A 17,641-nucleotide genomic window follows, 5' to 3' on the forward strand; every position below is an offset into this window, starting at 1 on the left:
GCGGGAAAAATGGCTGCAACAGCGTCCAGCCTGTCTGCGATGGCGCTCCGCGCCGCGAAGTTGGCGCGCAACGCAGCGGCCAGTGCGTCTGGCGGCGGGGCCGCCGCAGCACCGGCTGCGATGTCCCGGCGCCAACCCGCCGACCTTGCCGCCAAGAAGCAGCTAGGCCCGGTGCCCGGCCAGTTTCCGCCGGTCAAACGTGTCAAGCAGGTGCTCGGAACCCACGCGCAACAATCAACCTATAAAAGAACACCGTCTGGCGCATCGGTCGAGGTCGACCACATGACTCCAGATTCACTGCATCAGCCTGTGGGCAGTTCGAGAAAGAGCGGTGGTGGGGCGGCACTGAGCAAGCGGCTGCCTGCAGCGGCGATGAATGAAACCCAGCACCGCCGCAAGCTCACCACCGGCAGTAGCAAAGCTGCCCAGCACTTTCGCGCATATCTGCTGCAAGCGCACCACGGAATGGTGCCGTTCGCGGGCAGGATGCAAACAACGCAGGATCACTATGCGGCAGCGATCCAAGCCGAGCTCGGTGCGACGACGACGGAATCGACTCTCTTCGGAAAACCGACACTCCATGATCCGCGGCCCTTCGACAAGCCATCGCAGAAGGGCGTGGTGCCGAGACGGGACGCGGAGTGGGGCATGGACAGACAGCTCGACATGCTAAAGCGTCTCAAGAACACCGGTCATATCGATTCGACGCATGAAAGCCATCTTGTGGGCGTTGTCACCGAGCGGCGCGCGGCACTTGCCGACATGTACAAAAAAATGAGCACTAAAGCTGAAGGTAAGGGGCCAAAAAAATCCTGATGGCAGCGTATCCGCCTGAAGTGTCATGAGCCTCATGAGGATGGGTGTAAGCGGGCTTTGGGTCTCGGTCAGTCATCAGCGAATGGTTTAAATTTTTTAAGGAGTGCAACATGGCAAAACAAAGATTGCTTAAAGAGGGTTTGGGCTTCGTGGGTCTGACGGGTTGCGACAAGATCAGGGCAATGGTCAACGCGTTGACCAAGCATATGACTCCGGTGGGAGGGCCCGGCGGGGTGATGAATGCCTTGCAGCTGACGCAGAGGCGGCTGGCAGCAGGCAACAAAATTCCGGCCAATACATCGGGTGTTTCAACCAAAGATTCGCTTCATAAGTCCTTCATCGAGAACGATGTGCTTCACGAGTACACCGATCAGGTGCATCACACGACAGTGAGCCAGGGCAAGATCACGGGCAGCCAGCAGATTGGGGGCCCGTCGTTTATGAAGTTTGATCTCAGGAAGAAGGGCCATTACACGGGCTTCAAGCCTTTTTGATCGCCGGCAGCTCGACTGCTGGGCCTGCGGTGTCAGGTCCGCTGCCCTGACCTCGGGAGTGCCTGATGCCTAAGCCGACCAAACTGACGAAGTCCAGAAAGACCTTGCCCCATCTGCCGGGCCCGCCTTCCCCCCAAAAGGCAAAGGCTGCAAAGGTGGCGAAACTGGCGGCGATCCAGAGGGTCGGCAAGGCAAAACCCCGCAAGCTTGGCGACCTGGCGCTCATGGGTATGCCCACTAAAAAGAGCTGGCGTCAGGGCACCGACCAATGGCTTGGCAATGTTATGGCCTATAAGGCCTCGCAAGATCGCACGCTGACACCAATGCAGGCCAAGGACGGGTTTCGGCCCCAGGTAGTAGATATGGTCGTCGGATCGAAGGCGTTTCCCAAAGGAGCCTTCCGTTACGCTTCCAACCCGACGAGCCACGGGATCAGCAGCGGCTATCACGAGGCGTTCGTCGTGACTGACATGACTCCCAAGTTGCAAAAGAGGGTGAAACATGCCAAGGGCATGTCAGCCATGCCGGCCATGGAAGAAGCCTCCTGGAAAGCTTTTTCTCACGCTACTTTCCCGGAAAGCAATATAAGACCAATGATGGAGGCGGGTGACGGTGCGAGAACAGATACCGCTCGTACTATTTTGAGTGGACCGGGCGGTTCCGTTGCCGGGCACAGCGGTTCCGGGGTCCGCAGCACCGGTCAGGCTGCCGCGCATGATATGTTGCGGGCGGCCTCAATGGCCGCGTTGCAGGACACGGAGATGACGCCCGCCGCCATGGCGGTGACTGCCGCGGCCGCCACGGTTTTGACAATGGCTCCCGGCGCGCTGGCCAGCCGGGCAGAGGGAGCAGAAAAACTCAAGGATAAGCGCGCGCTTGGAACCTGGGAAGATGATCGTAACCAGGCCAAGGAGCGCCTCGCCCAGGTCTACGGTGCGCTCAAACCGGCAGAAAAAGCCGTCGTGCGGCGACACCTCCAGGCGCTGGCAATCAGCGTCGGCGGGACGCGCACGCTTGATCCTGCTCAGCCCAGCTCGCCGCGCAGGAGTACCGCGCTGGAAGCCGGAAATGCGGTTGCCGGCGGCGGCTATGACGGTTCACAGATTGGCGGGAAAGCCTCCAAAGCTCCCCCCGCCAGCGGGAGCGCGCGCGACATCACTCAATACGTATCAGAGCCGTTCCGCGTGGATCGGTCATGAAATACGCGCATTCGCCGGGCCGTCAATGCTGTTTCAGCGTTCTGGCACCGGCCATCCCCAGGCTTTCAAAGGAGTAAACCATGGCATCCAAACGACAAACGCCAGCGCTGTCCAAGCCGGTCACAGCGCAGTCAGGCCCGAAGACGACGCGTACGGCATCGCCTTCCACCGCTGCTCCGCCGCGAGACCTCGTGCATGCGACGATGACGGTCACAGCGCCTGGCGGAGGGCGCCTGACGGGCGGTGATGCTTCGCTGTCTGTGACTGGAAAAAACACCGCCTGGGCCAAAACACCGGTCCCGCATGGAGGCGCCGGCGTACCGAAATACCAGACCCGCGTGGCCTATATGAAGGCCAACCACGCGGCCCATCCGCTTGCACAAAAACTCATGGACCGGCATGTCCAGCAGACTCCGGCTGAGGACAAACGCGGGCTTTCCTGCGCCGAAGGGCACAGCCTCATCGCCGCACACCAGGAGCTGAACCAGCGCGGCAACACTCATGCGGCGGCACACCTCGACGCGTTCACGGCCGGGCTGGTACCAGCCGTACCGGCTTATGTGCCGGCAGCTGCACCGACCTTCGGCGCCAACACCAAAAATGCGCGCAAGAACCTGCTCATGAGCAAGTACCAGGCGGCCGAGGCAACCCGCATTGCGGAACACGGCACGCTCATGCAGCAACGCCAGGCTACGCTCGACGGCCTTGCCAAAAGCATGACCGGCATGGACAGCTGGCACGAGTACGCGGCGAAGGAGTCGTCGTTCCTGGCCTGGAACGACGTCCAGCAGCACGGCGCGCTGACCAATGTGCACCACCACGCCACCAGCGAGGTCAGTGCGGGTCACGCGATGGAGTATTGTGTGAAGTGCCGTGCCGAAGTCGCCGGCGGTCTGAAAAACAAATGACCCCGATCCGGCAGACCGCTCGCCGGCGGCGGCAGGAAAACCCCGACCACAAAGAAATACATGCCGCGCATCTATGAATCCCCCACGATGGGTGACGCCAACATCCGTGTCGCGCTCGTCAGTGACCTCGGCCAGGCCGACCTGCTCGTGCACCGGGTCAGCAGCTGGGGCCTGGCCACCCGCCCGTGGCTTTGGTACATGGCCCCCAAGCAGGATGCGAACCTGTACGTCTACTTTTGCTCGCTCGGCATGGCACAGCTCGTGGTCTGCTATGTCGACACCTACGGCCAGGCTGGTTGGGTCAACAAACTGCAGCGGCACCCGGTAGCGCACTTGCTGCGCTGAGTTGTTATTTGGGTGGGGGCGGCAGTGAGATGGTGCCCATATTGGGTGGCAGCCCGAGCTTGAGCGAGAGGTAGTTGCGCTGGGACAGTGCCTCGTCCGCGCTGCCAAAACGCCCGACGGTGACCACTGACCATGAACCGCCCTCGGGCTCGCCCATCAGCACGACCGTGCTGGTGACACCTTGTGCCTGTATTGACGAAGCCAGCTGGCTGGCGGGCTGCGCCGTCGAAAACTGTGCGGCCTGCAGCGCGAAGCTTGGAGAGGCCGTGGCCACTGTCGGCAATATCAGGCTGGCCGCAGGCAGGGGTGATGACGCCGCGACGGCCGGCGCGCTTGCTGGGGCCGCAGCGGCTGCAGAAGCGGCAGCAGCCGCCGGTGTGCTGCCAGATGTCGCGGCGGGTGCGGAAGCCGCCGGTATGCCGGGATCGGCACGGCCCGGGATTTTCGCTCCGATTTGTTGCACTATTTTTGCCGCACCTTCCTTGAATGAGGAAGGCGCGAGCAACCCGGCGGCGAAGGCCACCATGCCGAATACCAGGGTCAACAGGACAAGTCCGTACTTCGCAAGCACGCTCGGACTCAGGCTTCACCGGCGCGGGCTGCGGTGGTGGCCTGGACCCGGCTGGGGCTCAGACTGTGTTTGCGCACCAGCCGTCCGAAAGCGCTGCGATCCTGTCCCGCGATCAGTGCCGCCTGAGTCAGGTTGCCGTTGGTTTGCATCAGCAAGCGGCTCACATACAGCCGCTCGAACTCCTTGACGGCCTGCTGCTTGGCTGTGCGAAAGACCTCCGGTTCGGCGGCAGCGGAACGCTCGCCGCGGGGCTGTGACATTGCCTGGCTGATATCGACTTCGTTGCTGTCGCTGAGCAAGAAAGCTCGCTGGACAACATTTTCGAGTTCACGCACATTACCGGGCCACGTGTAGCTCTGGATGAATGCGATCGATGCCGGCGTCAGGCGAACCTGGGGCCTTCCGTGATGGTGGCCGAGCCGCGTCAGGAAAATCCTGGCAAGTTCGATCCMGTCGTCGCCACGCTCGCAAAGCGTTGGCAGATAGACCGATAACACGTTGATGCGATACAGCAAGTCCTTGCGAAAACGGCGTGCTTCGGCAAGCTCGTTGAGGTTGGCGTTGCTGGCCACGACGATACGAACGTCAGACTGTTTGGTCGAACTCCCGCCGACGCGGCGGTAACTGCCGTCTTGCAGAAAGCGCAGCAGTGCGGCTTGGGCCTTGAGGCTGAGCGCGTCGACCTCGTCAAGGAAAAGTGTGCCGCCACCGGCTTCGCTGACAAGCCCGAGCGAGGCAACTTTTGCGTCAGTGAAAGCCCCACGCTCGTGACCGAAGAGCTCACTTTCAACCAGGGTTTCGGCCAGCGCGCCGCAATTGACCGGAACAAAAGCGCGGTCGGCCCTCTTGCTGCCGTAGTGAATGGCCCGTGCCACCATTTCCTTTCCGGTGCCTGTCTCACCCTCGACGAGAACCGCCGCATCAACTCTGGCGACACGCTCGATCTGCGTACGCACTTTCGCCAGGGATTCCGAAGATCCCAGCAACTGGAAGCCGAATCTTGCACTCATCAACATCCCCCGTTTTATTGCGGCTACTTCAGGGGCTTCTGCCTGCTTTCGCGAGGAAGCAAGAAGAAACCGAGTGCCTGGAAGCGCAAACATAAGAGAATTGCCAACCCCTCACATCCTCCAATTGCAGGAGCAATTAGTACCGAAAATTCGTGATTGACCTGGCTGCTGAACTGCACTGAAGGCTGACGCAACTATTCACTGAATTTCAGCTTCAAACTTCTGTAAGCAGAATGTGTGAATTGCATTCGAGGTGCGGTGATTCCCCCAGGAATTTTTTGCCTCTTTTCACGGTCAACCGGACAGCCTTTCGCCAATAAGGCTGGCGTTTTCCAGTGCTGACCAGTTCTGACAAACCTTGTGTGGCGATGACTGCTCTTGTCTGATCGTCGATACCTATTACGCCTTACAAACTCGCGAATGAGCATCGGGTTTTTTGGAAATTCCCAAAGCCTGTGACCTTTCGAATCGCTCCGATCACAACCCTCATCCCCCTGTCAGAACTGACAGGTAGGGCATACACGGATCGGCTCGCAAAACTCAATACTTTTCCCCGGATCCTCGACGGGCCCTGGTAAACGACAGTCTGCAAATCGACGGAATCGTTGCAATCGATGTGATCATTCCAATCGCTGTGGCATGCTTGTGCGCATGACAGTGCGCGGCAAACTCGACAATTGGGCCAGGCGGATCAAGCGCGATGGATTGACGCTCTGGTTCGCCGGCAAGCACCCGGCAACGCCCTGGTATGCGAAGGCGCTTGGGCTCTTCGTCGTGGCCTATGCGCTGAGTCCCATTGATCTCATTCCGGACTTCATCCCGGTGCTCGGGTATCTGGACGATGCCTTGCTGCTCCCGGGGCTGATCTGGTTGACCATCAGGCTCCTGCCTCCAGAGGTGCTCGCCGATTGCCGCAACCGGGCTGATGATTGGGTGAAGGAGCAGGGTGCGAAGCCGGGCAGCCGGATTGCCGCGTTCGTGATCGTGCTGATCTGGATCGGATTCGCCGCGGCTTTGTGGATCTGGCTTGTCCAGCCGAGGTTATAGCTCCCGCACCGTTCCGCTCAATCGCAGGTCCCTTGATCCAGTGCAATACAAAGCAAATCGGCAAGGCGGCCGCTCGCATGTAGCGCTTCCGTTATAGCCCGGGGTGTGTACTCCAGCGGTACATGTCGCAAACAGGCCGCGCCGATGTCACCATCTGTATCCATACGGGCGCCCAAAAATTTGCATTTCTGATGACGCTCCCTCTGTCAGTCGTCACACTGAAAATCCTGACAAACGTCACAAAATGTGGAAGACGAAAAGATCCCTCGCGGGGCAGTAGCAACCGCCTTGTCAAAGGTATTACTGCAGCGTATCTTGCGATCAAACAAGCACAGCAGGGGGACACGCTTGAAAAAGTTGAAGTCGCTGACTTTTCACGCCAGGTCGATTCGCTCCCACCTGTTCTGGACCTATGCCGCGCTGGGTACGGTGCTTGTTGTGGCGCTCATGGTACTGGCCGAGCTGGCGGCAAGCCGCATCGTGCTGGACGGCGCGCAGCGCGAGCTGGAGCAACTGGGCCGCCGCACGCAGGAGCAGCTGCTGCGCTTTCAGGAGCCGGCCCGCGCCTGGCTGGAAGCCACCACCAATGACCCGCACGCCGGCCTCGAAGGCGAGAACGACATTTCAGTGCAGCGCATGCAGATGTCGATGCAAAACCGCTATCCCCAGATCGCCTCGCTGGTGTTCGGTTACCCGGACGGCAGTTACCTGCAAAGCATGGTGCTGCGCACCGAGCGCGACCGGGCCTGGGCCAAATCATTGCCGGAAGCCCGCTATGCGGAGCAGATCATCCGGGTCGACGAACACGAAAAGCGGGTGGAGGAATGGGTTTTTTACGACCAGCAGATGACCGCCATTGCCAGCGAGCGGCGTCCCTGGGGCAACCGCTATGACCCCCGCAGCCGGCCCTGGTACGAGGGGGTGAGCGAGTTGAACCTGGGCACCTTCCAGGCCACCGACCCTTTCATGCTGCAGCTTCCGGCGGAGTTCGGCATGGCGTTGTCACGGCCGCTCAGCGGGCCGAAGGGTGGCGTCGCGGCGGTAACGTTCACGGTCGCGGGCCTCTCGGATTTTCTGCGTGCGCGCAGCCAGGAAAGCCATGCCGAGCTGATCCTCTTTGATGAGCAGGGCCGCGTCTGGGGCTGGTCCGATGCGGACCGTCTGCGCCGTTTGCTGGCGTCCGGCCGGCCCGTGAGCCTCGCCGCGCTGGATGACCCCCTGTATGCCGCGTTGCCGCCGCTGATGACGCAGGCCTCTCTGAAAGATACGCCGATTCATTCGGTTGAAGGCGCAGACGGCCAGCGTTTTGCCGCAGTGGTGATGCCCATGGAGGGCGTGTTCAGCCGCAAGGCCTATGTGGCCCTGGTGTCTGACCAGAACCTGCTACTGGCGCAGGTGCGGCGTATGCGCTGGATGTTGCTGGGGGTAGGCGTGGCCGGGCTGGTGCTGCTGATGCCCATGCTGTTCTGGATGGCCAACCGGCTGGCCAGGCCCCTGAAAAACCTGGTGCGCTCGGCCAGGCACATCCGGCAATTTGAATTCGACAGCGACATTCCCCAGGACAGCGACATCGCCGAGGTGCGCCGGCTGCAGGAATCGCTGGCGCTGGCACGCATCGCGTTGCAGGGCTTTTCGCGCTACGTGCCGCGGCCACTGGTGCAGCATTTCATTGCCAACCGCCTGACGCCGCAGGCCGGCGTCGAGCAACGCGAGCTGGCCGTGCTGTGCGCCGCGCTGGACGAGGAGCACGCCACGGCCATGACCTGGTCGCCGCATGCCGACCACTACCTGCAGATCCTGGCGGTGGAAGTGGCGCAGGGCAAGGGCATGATGGACCGCTACGAAAGCTGCACCGCCGTCGCACTGTGGAACACGCCGCTCAATGTGTCCAACCCGGCGGGCTACGCCTGCGAGGCGGCCCTGCGCGCGGTGGACTCCATGAAGACGCTGGCCGAAGGCCTGGACGTGCCGGTAAAACCACCGCGCTTCGGCCTGGATTTCGGCAATGCCACAGTCGGCAACTTTGGCACCTGGGATCACCTGACCTTCACCGCAGTGGGCGCACCGCTGGACCGGGCCCGGGCGCTGGCGCGGCAGGCCAATGCGCTGGGCGTGAACATCGCCGCCAGCCGTGCGGTGGCGCTTGCGGCCGCGCGGTTTTTCCGTTTCAGGCTGGTGGCCACAGTGCCGCTGGGCCCGAAGGATGAGCCCTGCGAGGTGTATGAGCTCGTGGAAAGAATAGACCACGAACACCATGCGAAACACGAGGGCGTGAGCCTGCCGGCCGTGTGAGCTGCAGGTTTGCGCCGTCGGGTCCGCGTGGCTGTTCTTCACGTGAAAGAGAGGTCTTTATGGCCGGCAGATCAATGTTGACGCGCAGGCACTGGCTGCGCCAGGGCGCCGGCCTGGCCGGCGCAGCGACGGTGGGCGTTGCACAGCTTGCCCGCGCGCAGGCCGGCAAGCCGTTCACGATGTCCTATGGCTGGGTTCCGTGGGCGGCGGGCAACTCGCCGGTCACGCAGTACCTGATCAATAAAAAGCTGATCGAAAAACACGCGGCGGAATTTGGCTACGACCTCACCGTGGACTACCGTGCCTATCCCGCTGCGGCCCCGCAAGTCGAGGCCCTGGCGGCCGGCCAGCTCGACATGGCCATGTGGGGCAACACGCCGACGCTGCGCGCCATCGTGGCAAAGCTTCCTTTCAGCCTGGTGTCGGTGGCAGAGGGGCGGCTGCGCTTTTTGCTGTGCACGCGCAAGGACTCGCCCATCCGCAACGTGCAGGACCTCAAGGGCAAGACGGTCGGCACGCTGGTGGGCGCTGACCCGTACAACGCGTTCACGCAAATCCTGCGCTATGAACTTGGCAACCCCGACCCGGCCGCGCACGGCATCCGCATGGTGCATCTGCCCACCTTGCCCGAAGCGGCGCAGGTGCCCAGCGGCGTGGACGCCACATTGGCCGTGTACCCGGCCTTCCTGAAAGCGCAGGCCACGGGCACGGTGGCTGTGATGAACTCCTACGGCTACACCGAAGGGCATTACGACGGGCCAGTCGGCAAGGGCGCCGGCATCCTGCTGCCCTCGGTGAAGAATTCGCCTTTCTATCCAGACGGCTATTACCTGCACCGTTCCTTTCGCATCGTCCACAACAACATCGTGGAAAAACACCCCAACCTCGTGCTGGCCTTTTTGCTGGCGCAGCAGGAGGCCGTGAGCGTTCTCAGCGAAGCCGACCCGGAGGCCGTCTCGCAGCTGGTCAAGTCCTACTGGGGCCTGTCGCCGGCAGATGGCGCCAGGGTGGTTCGCGACGAAGTCGTGTTCCGCCGCGGCTGGTCCTGGTCCACCGAAGGTGACGCGCTGGCTTTGTTCGCCACGTCCAAAATGATTGCAGGCGCAAAAATCATCCCGCAACCCCTGAGCTGGGCGCAGGTGAAAAGTGTGTTCGTGCAAACCGCGCCGCTCGCCAAACAGGCCTACGAGCGGATGGGTGCCAAACCCGCCATCGGGGAATTCCAGAGCGCGAAGGTCGGCGACCTCCGGGGCCTGCCTTCATGGGAAATGCAGCGCTGGAAGGACCGGATCTAGAGGTCGTTAGCCGACGAATGCTATTAAAACCATAGCTGCTTGCGCATGATCCTATTGGGATACAACCACTTTTCATGCTTGAAAATGGCCTTTTTCAAGCGGTTTTAGCGTGTGGAGGCAGGCGCTGGACCGCGGAAAAAGGCCCTGGAGCCCGCTTTTGATGCGTAAAAAAGGCCTGCAACCCAATAGAGTCATGCGCGAGCAGCTATTTAATTGATAGCAAAATGCTGACGTCGCGTTCAGATGCAGGCCAGCTCCACCCATTGATGCAGCGTGTCCGGCTGCCGTATTACCTGCACCAGGCTGGCCGCCGGTCCGTTTTTGCTGATGGCCAGCACCACGGTGTGCATGGCCGGGTCATTCAGTGCCGCGCGCAGCAGGGGCATGCCGGCGCTCTCGGGTGCCTTAGCGTCAGGCGGCGCTGCGCACAAGGCTTCCATCAGCCGGGTTGCCAGCGCCACGGTCAGTGCTGCAGGCCGTTCCATGTTCAACCGTTGCGGAAAAGGAAGCTGTAGGCATTGAGCGCCGGCACGCCGCCCAGGTGCGCGTACAGCACGCGTGAGCCGGCCGGAAACTCGCCGCGCCGGACCATGTCGATCATGCCCTGCATCGACTTGCCTTCGTACACCGGGTCGGTCAGCATGCCCTCCTGGCGGGCGCACAGGCGTATCGCCTCCAGCGTGCCTTCGGACGGCAGGCCGTATTCGGGGCCGCCGTAGCGGGTGTCGAGCACAACGTCTTTTTCGGTGATGGGGCGGCCCAGCTCCACCAGCTTGGCGGTGTTCTGTGCGATGCGCACAATCTGCGCGTGGGTTTGTGCCGGCTTGGCCGACGCATCGATGCCGATCACCCGGTCGGCACGGCCGTCTGCCGCAAAGCCCACCACCATGCCGGCCTGCGTGCTGCCGGTAACGGAGCACACCACGATGTAGTCAAACTTGAAGCCCAGCTCTGCCTCCTGCGCACGCACTTCTTCGGCAAAGCCGACAAACCCCAGGCCACCATACGGGTGCTCTGAACAGCCCGCCGGAATCGGGAAGGGCTTGCCGCCCTTTTTGCGCACGTCTTCCATCGCCTGCTCCCAGCTCGGGCGGATGCCGATGTCAAAACCGGCCGCGTCCAGGCGCACGTCGGCGCCCATGATGCGCGACATCTCGATATTGCCCACGCGGTCATACACCGCGTCGGAGTAGTTGACCCAGTTCTCCTGCACCAGCACGCACTTCATGCCCAGGTGCGCCGCCACCGCCGCGACCTGGCGCGTCTGGTTGGACTGGATGCCGCCGATCGACACCAGCGTGTCGCAGCCCTGCTCTAGCGCCTCGGGGATCAGGTATTCCATCTTGCGCGTCTTGTTGCCGCCGAACGCCAGGCCGCTGTTGCAGTCTTCGCGCTTGGCAAACAGCTCGACCTTGCCGCCCAGGTGGGCGCTCAGGCGCTTGAGCGGCTGTATCGGGCTGGGCCCGAAGGTCAGCGTGTGTTTTGAAAATTTCTGGAGCTGGAGCGGATATTGAAGTGGGGTAGGCATGGAAGTTTTTCTCGGTTGAAGCCCTGGTGCGTAGACTGAAATGGCCGCAAAGAAGGAGGGCATGTGGGTGAAGGGTTGGGTGCAGTCCTGGGTCAAATCGTATCGCCGGGTCTGTGGAATGAATTGCATACTTCAGCGAATAAAGCGACCTAAAAATCTTTGAATTGGATAAATGCACAATTTATTTTGTTGAATTGCCATTTAATGCAAGATTTGTACAATTCCCCAATGGAAAAAGAACTCGACCGGGTAGACCGCAAGCTCCTGAAGCTGCTGCAGCAGGACGCCTCATTGCCCAACATGCAGCTGGCCGAAAAAACCAACCTCAGCGCACCGGCCTGCTCCAGGCGGGTGGCCAGGCTCAAGGAGCTGGGGCTGATCCGCAAGACCGTGGTGCTGGTCAACCCGCGTGCGCTGGGCTACAACGGCCTGGTCATCATCGGTGTCGTGCTCGACCGCTCCACCACCGACTCATTCGCCGCGTTTGAAAAAGCCGCCGCCGGTTTGACGGGCTGCCTCGAGGTGCAACTGGTGACCGGTGAGTTTGATTATTTTGTGAAGCTGCGCATCAAAAGCATCGACTCGTTCAACGAGATGCACACCGCCCAGCTCGTGGCCCTGCCCGGCGTGCGGCAGGTGCGCACCTTTGTRTGCCTCAAGGAAGTGTTTGAGACGACCGTCATTCCGGTCTGAGGTGGCGAACCTGGTCCTGAGTAACTTAAGCCGTCAATCCCTGCGCTCTTCCTGCGCCAGGTAAGCCGGGCGAATCCGCGTCTTTTTGACGATGCCGGCCGGCGTGAACAGAATCACCAGCTCCGGGTTGGCCGCTGTGGGTTGCGAAGTCTTTTTCCGGTAGACCCACACCTCGAATCCGCTGTCGAACTTCACCGACGCGGCGGCGTCGCCCAGCGTTGCCGCCACGTCGGCCTTGGTGGACTGCCCGGCCACGATGGCGCCCTGCGCGCTTTCCATCGTCATGGCCGGGTCGCGAAAAGGCGGTGGCGCCTCTTGCGAGCCGAACAATCCCCCCGGGCCCGCGCAACCGGCCAGCCACAGGCAGGCAAGCAGCATCGCACCGGCATGCCGCAGCGTTTGACGGGGCAAGGTTTTCATCACGGCCCGTCCATGTACTCAAACTCCACCAGCGTGTCGTCCGGCCAGCTTCGGTCGCCCAGCGGCAAGACGTAAGTGCGGTCTACCAGCACCTCGCAGTCGCAATACGGCAGGTCGCCGTTCAGGTTGGGGTCGTCGCTGGCGGCGGCGTACAGCTTGTCGATGGAAAGAATCTCCCGCCGCGCGCCGTTCATCATGGCCACGCTGAACAAAGGCCGGTCCGCAAAGAAAAGATAAAGCGGCGCCTTCCTGTCGCAATAGGCCGGCGTATCCAGAATCACCCGAGCCAGCCGGCCGATCACATTGGTGGTGTTCGACACCAGCCCCGCCTCCATGCCCACCTGGCATTCCAGCCGCAAGTCACCCAGCCGACGCGTGTTGGGCGGCAGGCCCGGCGTGCGTATCTCCGTGCGCCACGTCATGGTCTGCGCCTTCCGGTTCGGAATCACCTGCGCGTTTTCGTCAAACGCCTTGGGGTCACGCTCCAGCGTAAAGGTATGGTCCGGCGCCACCGCCACACCAAACGCCACCGTCGTCCCGATGACCTCCATCTCGATGCGGTCCATCTCTGTCTCTCGCTTGCGCGGCAAGAGTTTGAAGCGAAGCGACGCATTGGGCGCCATGGCGGCGCGCTGCTTCTCGAAAAGATCCATGCCGCGGACCATCTTGCGGTAGGACTTTTCGACGGGGTCGCGGTTTGCCTTGGCGGCGATGGTGACTTGCGGCAGTGTGCCTGCGGGTTTGTCCTGCGCAACGGTTCCCAGGCAGGCAGCAGCCAGGGCTGACGCCAGGATCAGCCGTGTGGCGAGGCGAAAAGGGCGGGTTGACATGGCACCGTCAGTACGGAACGGATTCACAGGTAAAACCAATCCTAGTGCGCGCGAACACGCTGCTGTGTAGGACTTGTTCCAGCGGTGCGGCGGGCCGCCGTTCCGCTCGCCGGCGGGCCTCCGCAAGGGGGTTCAGGGTTGAGCAGGGGCGCTATTAAATCAGGAGCTACTTGCGCCCGTCCTGATTAGGTTCCAGGCACTTTTTATGCCTGAAACAGGCATTTTTAAGGTGTTTTCCACACCCGCCGCCGGCGTGATGAGGCGCGCCGGCGCTCACACCAGCGCCGGCAGGCTGTCCAGCACTTTGTCCAGTGTGATCGGGTAGTGGCGCACCCGCGCGCCGGTGGCGTTGTAGACCGCATTGGCCACTGCCGCGCCGACGCCGCAGATGCCGAGTTCACCCACGCCCTTGGCTTTCATGGGCGATGAGGTTGGGTCGGTCTCTTCCAGGAAGATCACATCCTGGTGCGGAATGTCGGCATGCACCGGCACCTCGTAGCCCGCCAGGTCGTGGTTCACGAAAAACCCGTGACGCTTGTCGACAGCGAGTTCTTCCATCAGCGCCGCGCCAACTCCCATGGTCATCGCGCCTATCACCTGGCTGCGCGCGCTCTTGGGGTTGAGGATGCGGCCCGCGGCGCAGACGGCCAGCATGCGCCGCACACGAATTTCGCCGGTGTAGATGTCGACGCCCACTTCCACAAAGTGCGCGCCGAAGGTCGACTGCTGGAATTTTTTGCCCAGGTCGCCGAACTCGATGGTGTCTTCGGCGACGAGGCCCTGGGCGCCGGCAGCTTCAGCCAGCGGCACAGAGCGGCCACCCGCGCTGACCATGCCGTCGGCAAACGTGATGTCGCCCTGGGTCATTCCCAGTTTTTGGGCGACGGCTTCGCGCAGCTTCATGCAGGCGGCGTACACGCCCGACGTGGAGCTGTTGGCGCCCCATTGCCCGCCGGAGCCGGCCGACACGGGAAAGGCGGAGTCGCCCAGCCGCACAAACACCTTTTGCAGCGGCACGCCCATGACTTCAGCGGCGGTCTGCGCAATGACAGTGTAGGTGCCGGTGCCGATATCCGTCATGTCCGTTTCAACCGTGACGAGGCCGGTGTTGTCCAGCCGCACGCGCGCACCAGACGGCATCGTCAGGTTGTTGCGAAAAGCCGAGGCGACACCCAGGCCCACCAGCCAGCGCCCTTCACGCAGCTGGCCCGGTTTGGCCACGCGCCGGTTCCAGCCGAAGGTCTGCGCGCCGGTTCTCAGGCATTGAATCAGCTGGCGCTGGGAGTAAGCGCGCGCTGGCTTTTCAGGGTCTACCTGCGTGTCGTTGAGGACGCGGAACTCCACCGGGTCCAAGCCCAGCTTTTCCGCCATTTCATCCATCGCGATCTCGAGCGCCATCAAGCCGGGCGCCTCGCCCGGTGCACGCATCGCATTGCCCTCGGGCAGGTCCAGCACGGCCAGCCGTGTGGCGGTCATCCGGTTGGCGCCGGCGTAGAGCAGGCGCGTCTGGTTCACCGCGGTCTCGGGCCCGCCGCCGGGCAGGTCGCCTGACCAGCCCTCATGACCGATAGAAGTGAGCTTGCCGTCGCGCCCCGCCCCCAGGCGTATGCGCTGGATGGTGGCCGGCCGGTGGGTGGTGTTGTTCATCATCAGCGGCCGCTGCAGCGCGACCTTGACCGGCCGCCGCACCGCGCGCGCCCCCAGCGCGGCCAGCAACACATCGGCACGCAGGAAAAGCTTGCCGCCGAAACCCCCGCCGATAAAGGGCGACACCAGTCTGACGTTGGCTTTGGGGATACCCAGCGTCTTGGCCAGATCGCCCACGCCCCAGTCGATCATCTGGTTGGCTGTCCATACCGTGAGCTTGTCGCCCGTCCACGCGGCGGTGGTGGCGTGCGGCTCCATCATCGCGTGGGACTGGTCGGGCGTGGTGTAGGTGGCGTCCAGCTGCACAGGCGCCGCGGCAAAGGCGCCCGCGAAATCGCCCACCTTGGTCTCAGGTTCTCCCGAAAAATCAGACGCCTTGGCCAGCGGCGCGTCGTCTTTTTCTGTTGCCAGGTTGAACTTGCCCGGCGTGCTCTCATAGACGATGCGTACCAGTTGCGCGGCGGCGCGAGCCTGTTCGAAGGTGTTGGCCACCACCAGCGCCACGGCCTGGTGGTAGTGGTCAATCTCCGGCCCGCCCAGCAGCCTGGCGGTGTTGAAGCTGCCCTTGGTGAGCTTGCCGGCGTTCTCTGCGGTAATGATGGCCAGCACGCCCGGCGCGGTGCGGGCCGCGCGCAAATCCATCGACGCGATGCGGCCCTTGGCGATGCCGGCGCCTGCGACGTAGCCGGAGGCCGCGTCCGGTGCGGCGTCGTGGCGCTCGTAGGCGTAGGGTGCGGTGCCGGTGGTTTTGAGCGGGCCGTCTATGCGGTCGGTGGGCTTGCCGATGACCTTGAGCTGGTCAATGGGGTTGGTGGTGGCAGGGGTGTCGAATTTCACGATGCGCTCCTCGCCTGGGCCAGCACGGCGGCGATGGTTCGCTCTACCAGTGGCAATTTGAAGGCGTTGTCATGTGTCGGCGTTGCACCGGCCAGCACGCCGGCCGCAAGAGCCCGCGCACCTTGCGGCATGGCAGCCTCTGCGGCTTCAACGCGCCAGGGCTTGTGCGCCACGCCGCCCAGGGCGACCTTGCCGGAGCCATCACGCTGCACGATGGCAGCCACGGAAACAAGCGCGAAGGCGTAGGAGGCACGGTCACGCACCTTGCGGTAGATGTGCACGCCGCCGGCCGGGCGCGGCAGCGTCACAGCGGTGATCAGCTCACCGGGCTCCAGCGTGGTTTCGATGTGCGGCGTTTCGCCTGGCAGCCGGTGAAAGTCGGCAATCGGAATGACGCGCGCACGCCCGTCGGCCCGCACGGTCTCTACCGATGCGTCGAGCACCCGCATGGCAACAGCCATATCACTCGGGTGGGTGGCGATGCAGGCCTGGCTGGTGCCGATGATGCCGTGCTGGCGGTTCACGCCCCCGATGGCGCTGCAGCCGCTGCCCGGCTGGCGCTTGTTGCAGGGCTGGTCGGTGTCGTAGAAGTAAGGGCAACGCGTGCGCTGCAGCAGGTTGCCGGCGGTGGTCGCCTTATTGCGCAGCTGGCCCGAGGCGCCGGCGAGCAAGGCCCGTGACAGTACGCCGTAGTCGCGCCGCACGCGCTCGTCTGAGGCCAGCGCGGTATTGCGAATCATCGCGCCCACACGCAGGCCGCCCTCGGGCGTCGCTTCAATCTTGTCCAGCGCCAGGCCGTTCACGTCGACAAGGTGCGCCGGCGCTTCGATCTGCAGCTTCATCAAATCAAGCAGGTTGGTGCCGCCGGCGATGAACTTGGCTGACGGGTTGCGGGCCACCGCGGCGGCGGCTTGCGCCGGCGAGCTGGCGCGTTCATACGTGAAGGGTTTCATGCCTGCCCCCCCGCCACTTCAGTGATGGCTTCAACGATGTTGGAGTAGGCACCACAGCGGCAGATGTTGCCGCTCATGCGCTCCCGAAGCTCGTCGGGCGAGAGCAGCGGCCGCGCGGTGATGTCTGCGCTGACGTGGCTGGGGACGCCCCGGCGCAGTTCATCGAGCGCGCCGACGGCAGAGCAGATCTGGCCCGGCGTGCAGTAACCGCACTGATAGCCGTCATGCTTGACGAAGGCTGTCTGCAACGGGTGCATGCGCTGCAAGGTTCCCAGCCCTTCGATGGTGGTCACCTTGCTGCCCTCATGCATCACGGCCAGCGTCAGGCAGGAATTGATGCGCTGCCCGTCGAGCAGCACGGTGCAGGCGCCGCATTGGCCGTGGTCGCAGCCCTTTTTTGTGCCGGTGAGGTGCAGGTGCTCGCGCAAGGCATCGAGCAGCGTGGTGCGCGTGTCCAGGTTCAGGGTGTGGGCCGCGCCGTTGACCTCGATGGTCACGCGCCCCTGAGGGACGGAGCCGGGTGCGGCGAGCGGTGAAGAGGGGGCTGCGGTGGCGTCTGATGGCATAGTGGTCACAGCCGCTGAAGCGGCGCTAGCGATCAGGATACCTCGCCGGGAGATGGTGAGTGCATCGGTGGGGCTTTCCATGGCTTCTGCCTTTGTCCTTAAAGATGGAGTGGGGAGTGGCGAAGTAAACCGCCAGCATCCCGGAGCAGGGCCGATTGCACTGTAGGAAACAGGCTTGGTGGGGAGTCAG

Annotated in this window: 18 protein-coding genes; 9 read left to right on the plus strand and 9 right to left on the minus strand. The window is 62.9% G+C overall.

The features are described from left to right. The first annotated feature begins 9 nt into the window (after positions 1-9). The 5 genes from ACXJKE_RS21120 to ACXJKE_RS21140 all read left to right on the plus strand — a co-directional run bounded on the left by ACXJKE_RS21120 (position 10) and on the right by ACXJKE_RS21140 (position 3,762). Entirely contained in the window at positions 10-816 is an 807-nt protein-coding gene (locus ACXJKE_RS21120) for a hypothetical protein (RefSeq protein WP_457282550.1), read from the plus strand. Positions 817-926: 110 nt separating this feature from the next. Beyond that, positions 927-1,310, plus strand: coding sequence for a hypothetical protein (locus ACXJKE_RS21125; RefSeq protein ID WP_457282551.1), 384 nt, complete (start codon positions 927-929; stop codon positions 1,308-1,310). A gap of 65 nt (positions 1,311-1,375) precedes the next feature. Continuing rightward, entirely contained in the window at positions 1,376-2,509 is a 1,134-nt protein-coding gene (locus tag ACXJKE_RS21130) for a hypothetical protein (RefSeq protein WP_457282552.1), read from the plus strand. An 80-nt stretch (positions 2,510-2,589) separates the two neighbouring features. After that, positions 2,590-3,417 (plus strand): hypothetical protein, encoded by an 828-nt coding sequence (locus ACXJKE_RS21135; RefSeq protein WP_457282553.1) that lies wholly within the window; start codon positions 2,590-2,592, stop codon positions 3,415-3,417. 60 nt (positions 3,418-3,477) lie between these two features. Next, positions 3,478-3,762, plus strand: coding sequence for a DUF6150 family protein (locus ACXJKE_RS21140; protein WP_457282554.1), 285 nt, complete (start codon positions 3,478-3,480; stop codon positions 3,760-3,762). 4 nt (positions 3,763-3,766) lie between these two features. On the opposite strand, the gene ACXJKE_RS21145 is transcribed toward ACXJKE_RS21140, so the two are convergent. Together ACXJKE_RS21145 and ACXJKE_RS21150 are read right to left on the minus strand one after the other, a co-directional pair. Further along, positions 3,767-4,306 (minus strand): SPOR domain-containing protein, encoded by a 540-nt coding sequence (locus ACXJKE_RS21145; protein ID WP_457282555.1) that lies wholly within the window; start codon positions 4,304-4,306, stop codon positions 3,767-3,769. 35 nt (positions 4,307-4,341) lie between these two features. Continuing rightward, a complete protein-coding gene (locus ACXJKE_RS21150) occupies positions 4,342-5,343 on the minus strand; it encodes a sigma 54-interacting transcriptional regulator (RefSeq protein ID WP_457282556.1) in 1,002 nt (333 codons plus the stop codon). 651 nt (positions 5,344-5,994) lie between these two features. Here ACXJKE_RS21150 and ACXJKE_RS21155 point away from each other — a divergent pair. From ACXJKE_RS21155 to ACXJKE_RS21165, 3 genes are all read left to right on the plus strand, one after another. Further along, the gene (locus tag ACXJKE_RS21155) at positions 5,995-6,390 is read left to right on the plus strand and encodes a YkvA family protein (RefSeq protein ID WP_457282622.1); all 396 of its coding nucleotides are present in this window, start codon (positions 5,995-5,997) and stop codon (positions 6,388-6,390) included. Positions 6,391-6,738: 348 nt separating this feature from the next. After that, positions 6,739-8,682, plus strand: coding sequence for a hypothetical protein (locus tag ACXJKE_RS21160; RefSeq protein WP_457282557.1), 1,944 nt, complete (start codon positions 6,739-6,741; stop codon positions 8,680-8,682). A gap of 59 nt (positions 8,683-8,741) precedes the next feature. Continuing rightward, on the plus strand, positions 8,742-9,977 hold the full coding sequence (locus ACXJKE_RS21165; protein WP_457282558.1) for an ABC transporter substrate-binding protein: 1,236 nt from the start codon (positions 8,742-8,744) through the stop codon (positions 9,975-9,977). A 239-nt stretch (positions 9,978-10,216) separates the two neighbouring features. Here the strand turns inward: ACXJKE_RS21165 and ACXJKE_RS21170 are convergent, their stop codons facing one another. Together ACXJKE_RS21170 and ACXJKE_RS21175 are read right to left on the minus strand one after the other, a co-directional pair. Next, positions 10,217-10,462 carry a hypothetical protein gene (locus ACXJKE_RS21170; RefSeq protein WP_457282559.1) on the minus strand — a complete coding sequence of 82 codons (246 nt, stop codon included), beginning with the start codon at positions 10,460-10,462 and terminating at the stop codon, positions 10,217-10,219. A gap of 2 nt (positions 10,463-10,464) precedes the next feature. Continuing rightward, positions 10,465-11,505: a 1-aminocyclopropane-1-carboxylate deaminase gene (locus ACXJKE_RS21175; protein WP_457282560.1), complete on the minus strand. Its 1,041-nt coding sequence runs from the start codon at positions 11,503-11,505 to the stop codon at positions 10,465-10,467. A gap of 228 nt (positions 11,506-11,733) precedes the next feature. Between ACXJKE_RS21175 and ACXJKE_RS21180 the strand changes: the two genes are divergently transcribed. Beyond that, positions 11,734-12,198 (plus strand): Lrp/AsnC family transcriptional regulator, encoded by a 465-nt coding sequence (locus ACXJKE_RS21180; RefSeq protein WP_457282561.1) that lies wholly within the window; start codon positions 11,734-11,736, stop codon positions 12,196-12,198. Positions 12,199-12,231: 33 nt separating this feature from the next. Here the strand turns inward: ACXJKE_RS21180 and ACXJKE_RS21185 are convergent, their stop codons facing one another. The 5 genes from ACXJKE_RS21185 to paoA all read right to left on the minus strand — a co-directional run bounded on the left by ACXJKE_RS21185 (position 12,232) and on the right by paoA (position 17,532). Further along, complete coding sequence (locus ACXJKE_RS21185; protein WP_457282562.1) at positions 12,232-12,618, minus strand: hypothetical protein; 387 nt, start codon at positions 12,616-12,618, stop codon at positions 12,232-12,234. After that, positions 12,618-13,448 (minus strand): hypothetical protein, encoded by an 831-nt coding sequence (locus tag ACXJKE_RS21190; RefSeq protein WP_457282563.1) that lies wholly within the window; start codon positions 13,446-13,448, stop codon positions 12,618-12,620. The genes ACXJKE_RS21185 and ACXJKE_RS21190 overlap by 1 nt, the downstream gene beginning before the upstream one ends. A gap of 273 nt (positions 13,449-13,721) precedes the next feature. Continuing rightward, positions 13,722-15,932, minus strand: a complete 2,211-nt coding sequence (gene paoC, locus ACXJKE_RS21195) for an aldehyde oxidoreductase molybdenum-binding subunit PaoC (RefSeq protein ID WP_457282564.1) — start codon at positions 15,930-15,932, stop codon at positions 13,722-13,724. Beyond that, the gene (locus tag ACXJKE_RS21200) at positions 15,929-16,885 is read right to left on the minus strand and encodes an FAD binding domain-containing protein (protein WP_457282565.1); all 957 of its coding nucleotides are present in this window, start codon (positions 16,883-16,885) and stop codon (positions 15,929-15,931) included. The genes paoC and ACXJKE_RS21200 overlap by 4 nt, the downstream gene beginning before the upstream one ends. Continuing rightward, positions 16,882-17,532, minus strand: coding sequence for an aldehyde dehydrogenase iron-sulfur subunit PaoA (gene paoA / locus ACXJKE_RS21205; RefSeq protein ID WP_457282566.1), 651 nt, complete (start codon positions 17,530-17,532; stop codon positions 16,882-16,884). Before paoA ends, ACXJKE_RS21200 begins: the two co-directional genes overlap by 4 nt. Positions 17,533-17,641: the final 109 nt, after the last annotated feature.

Source organism: Polaromonas sp. P5_D5 (assembly GCF_054049435.1).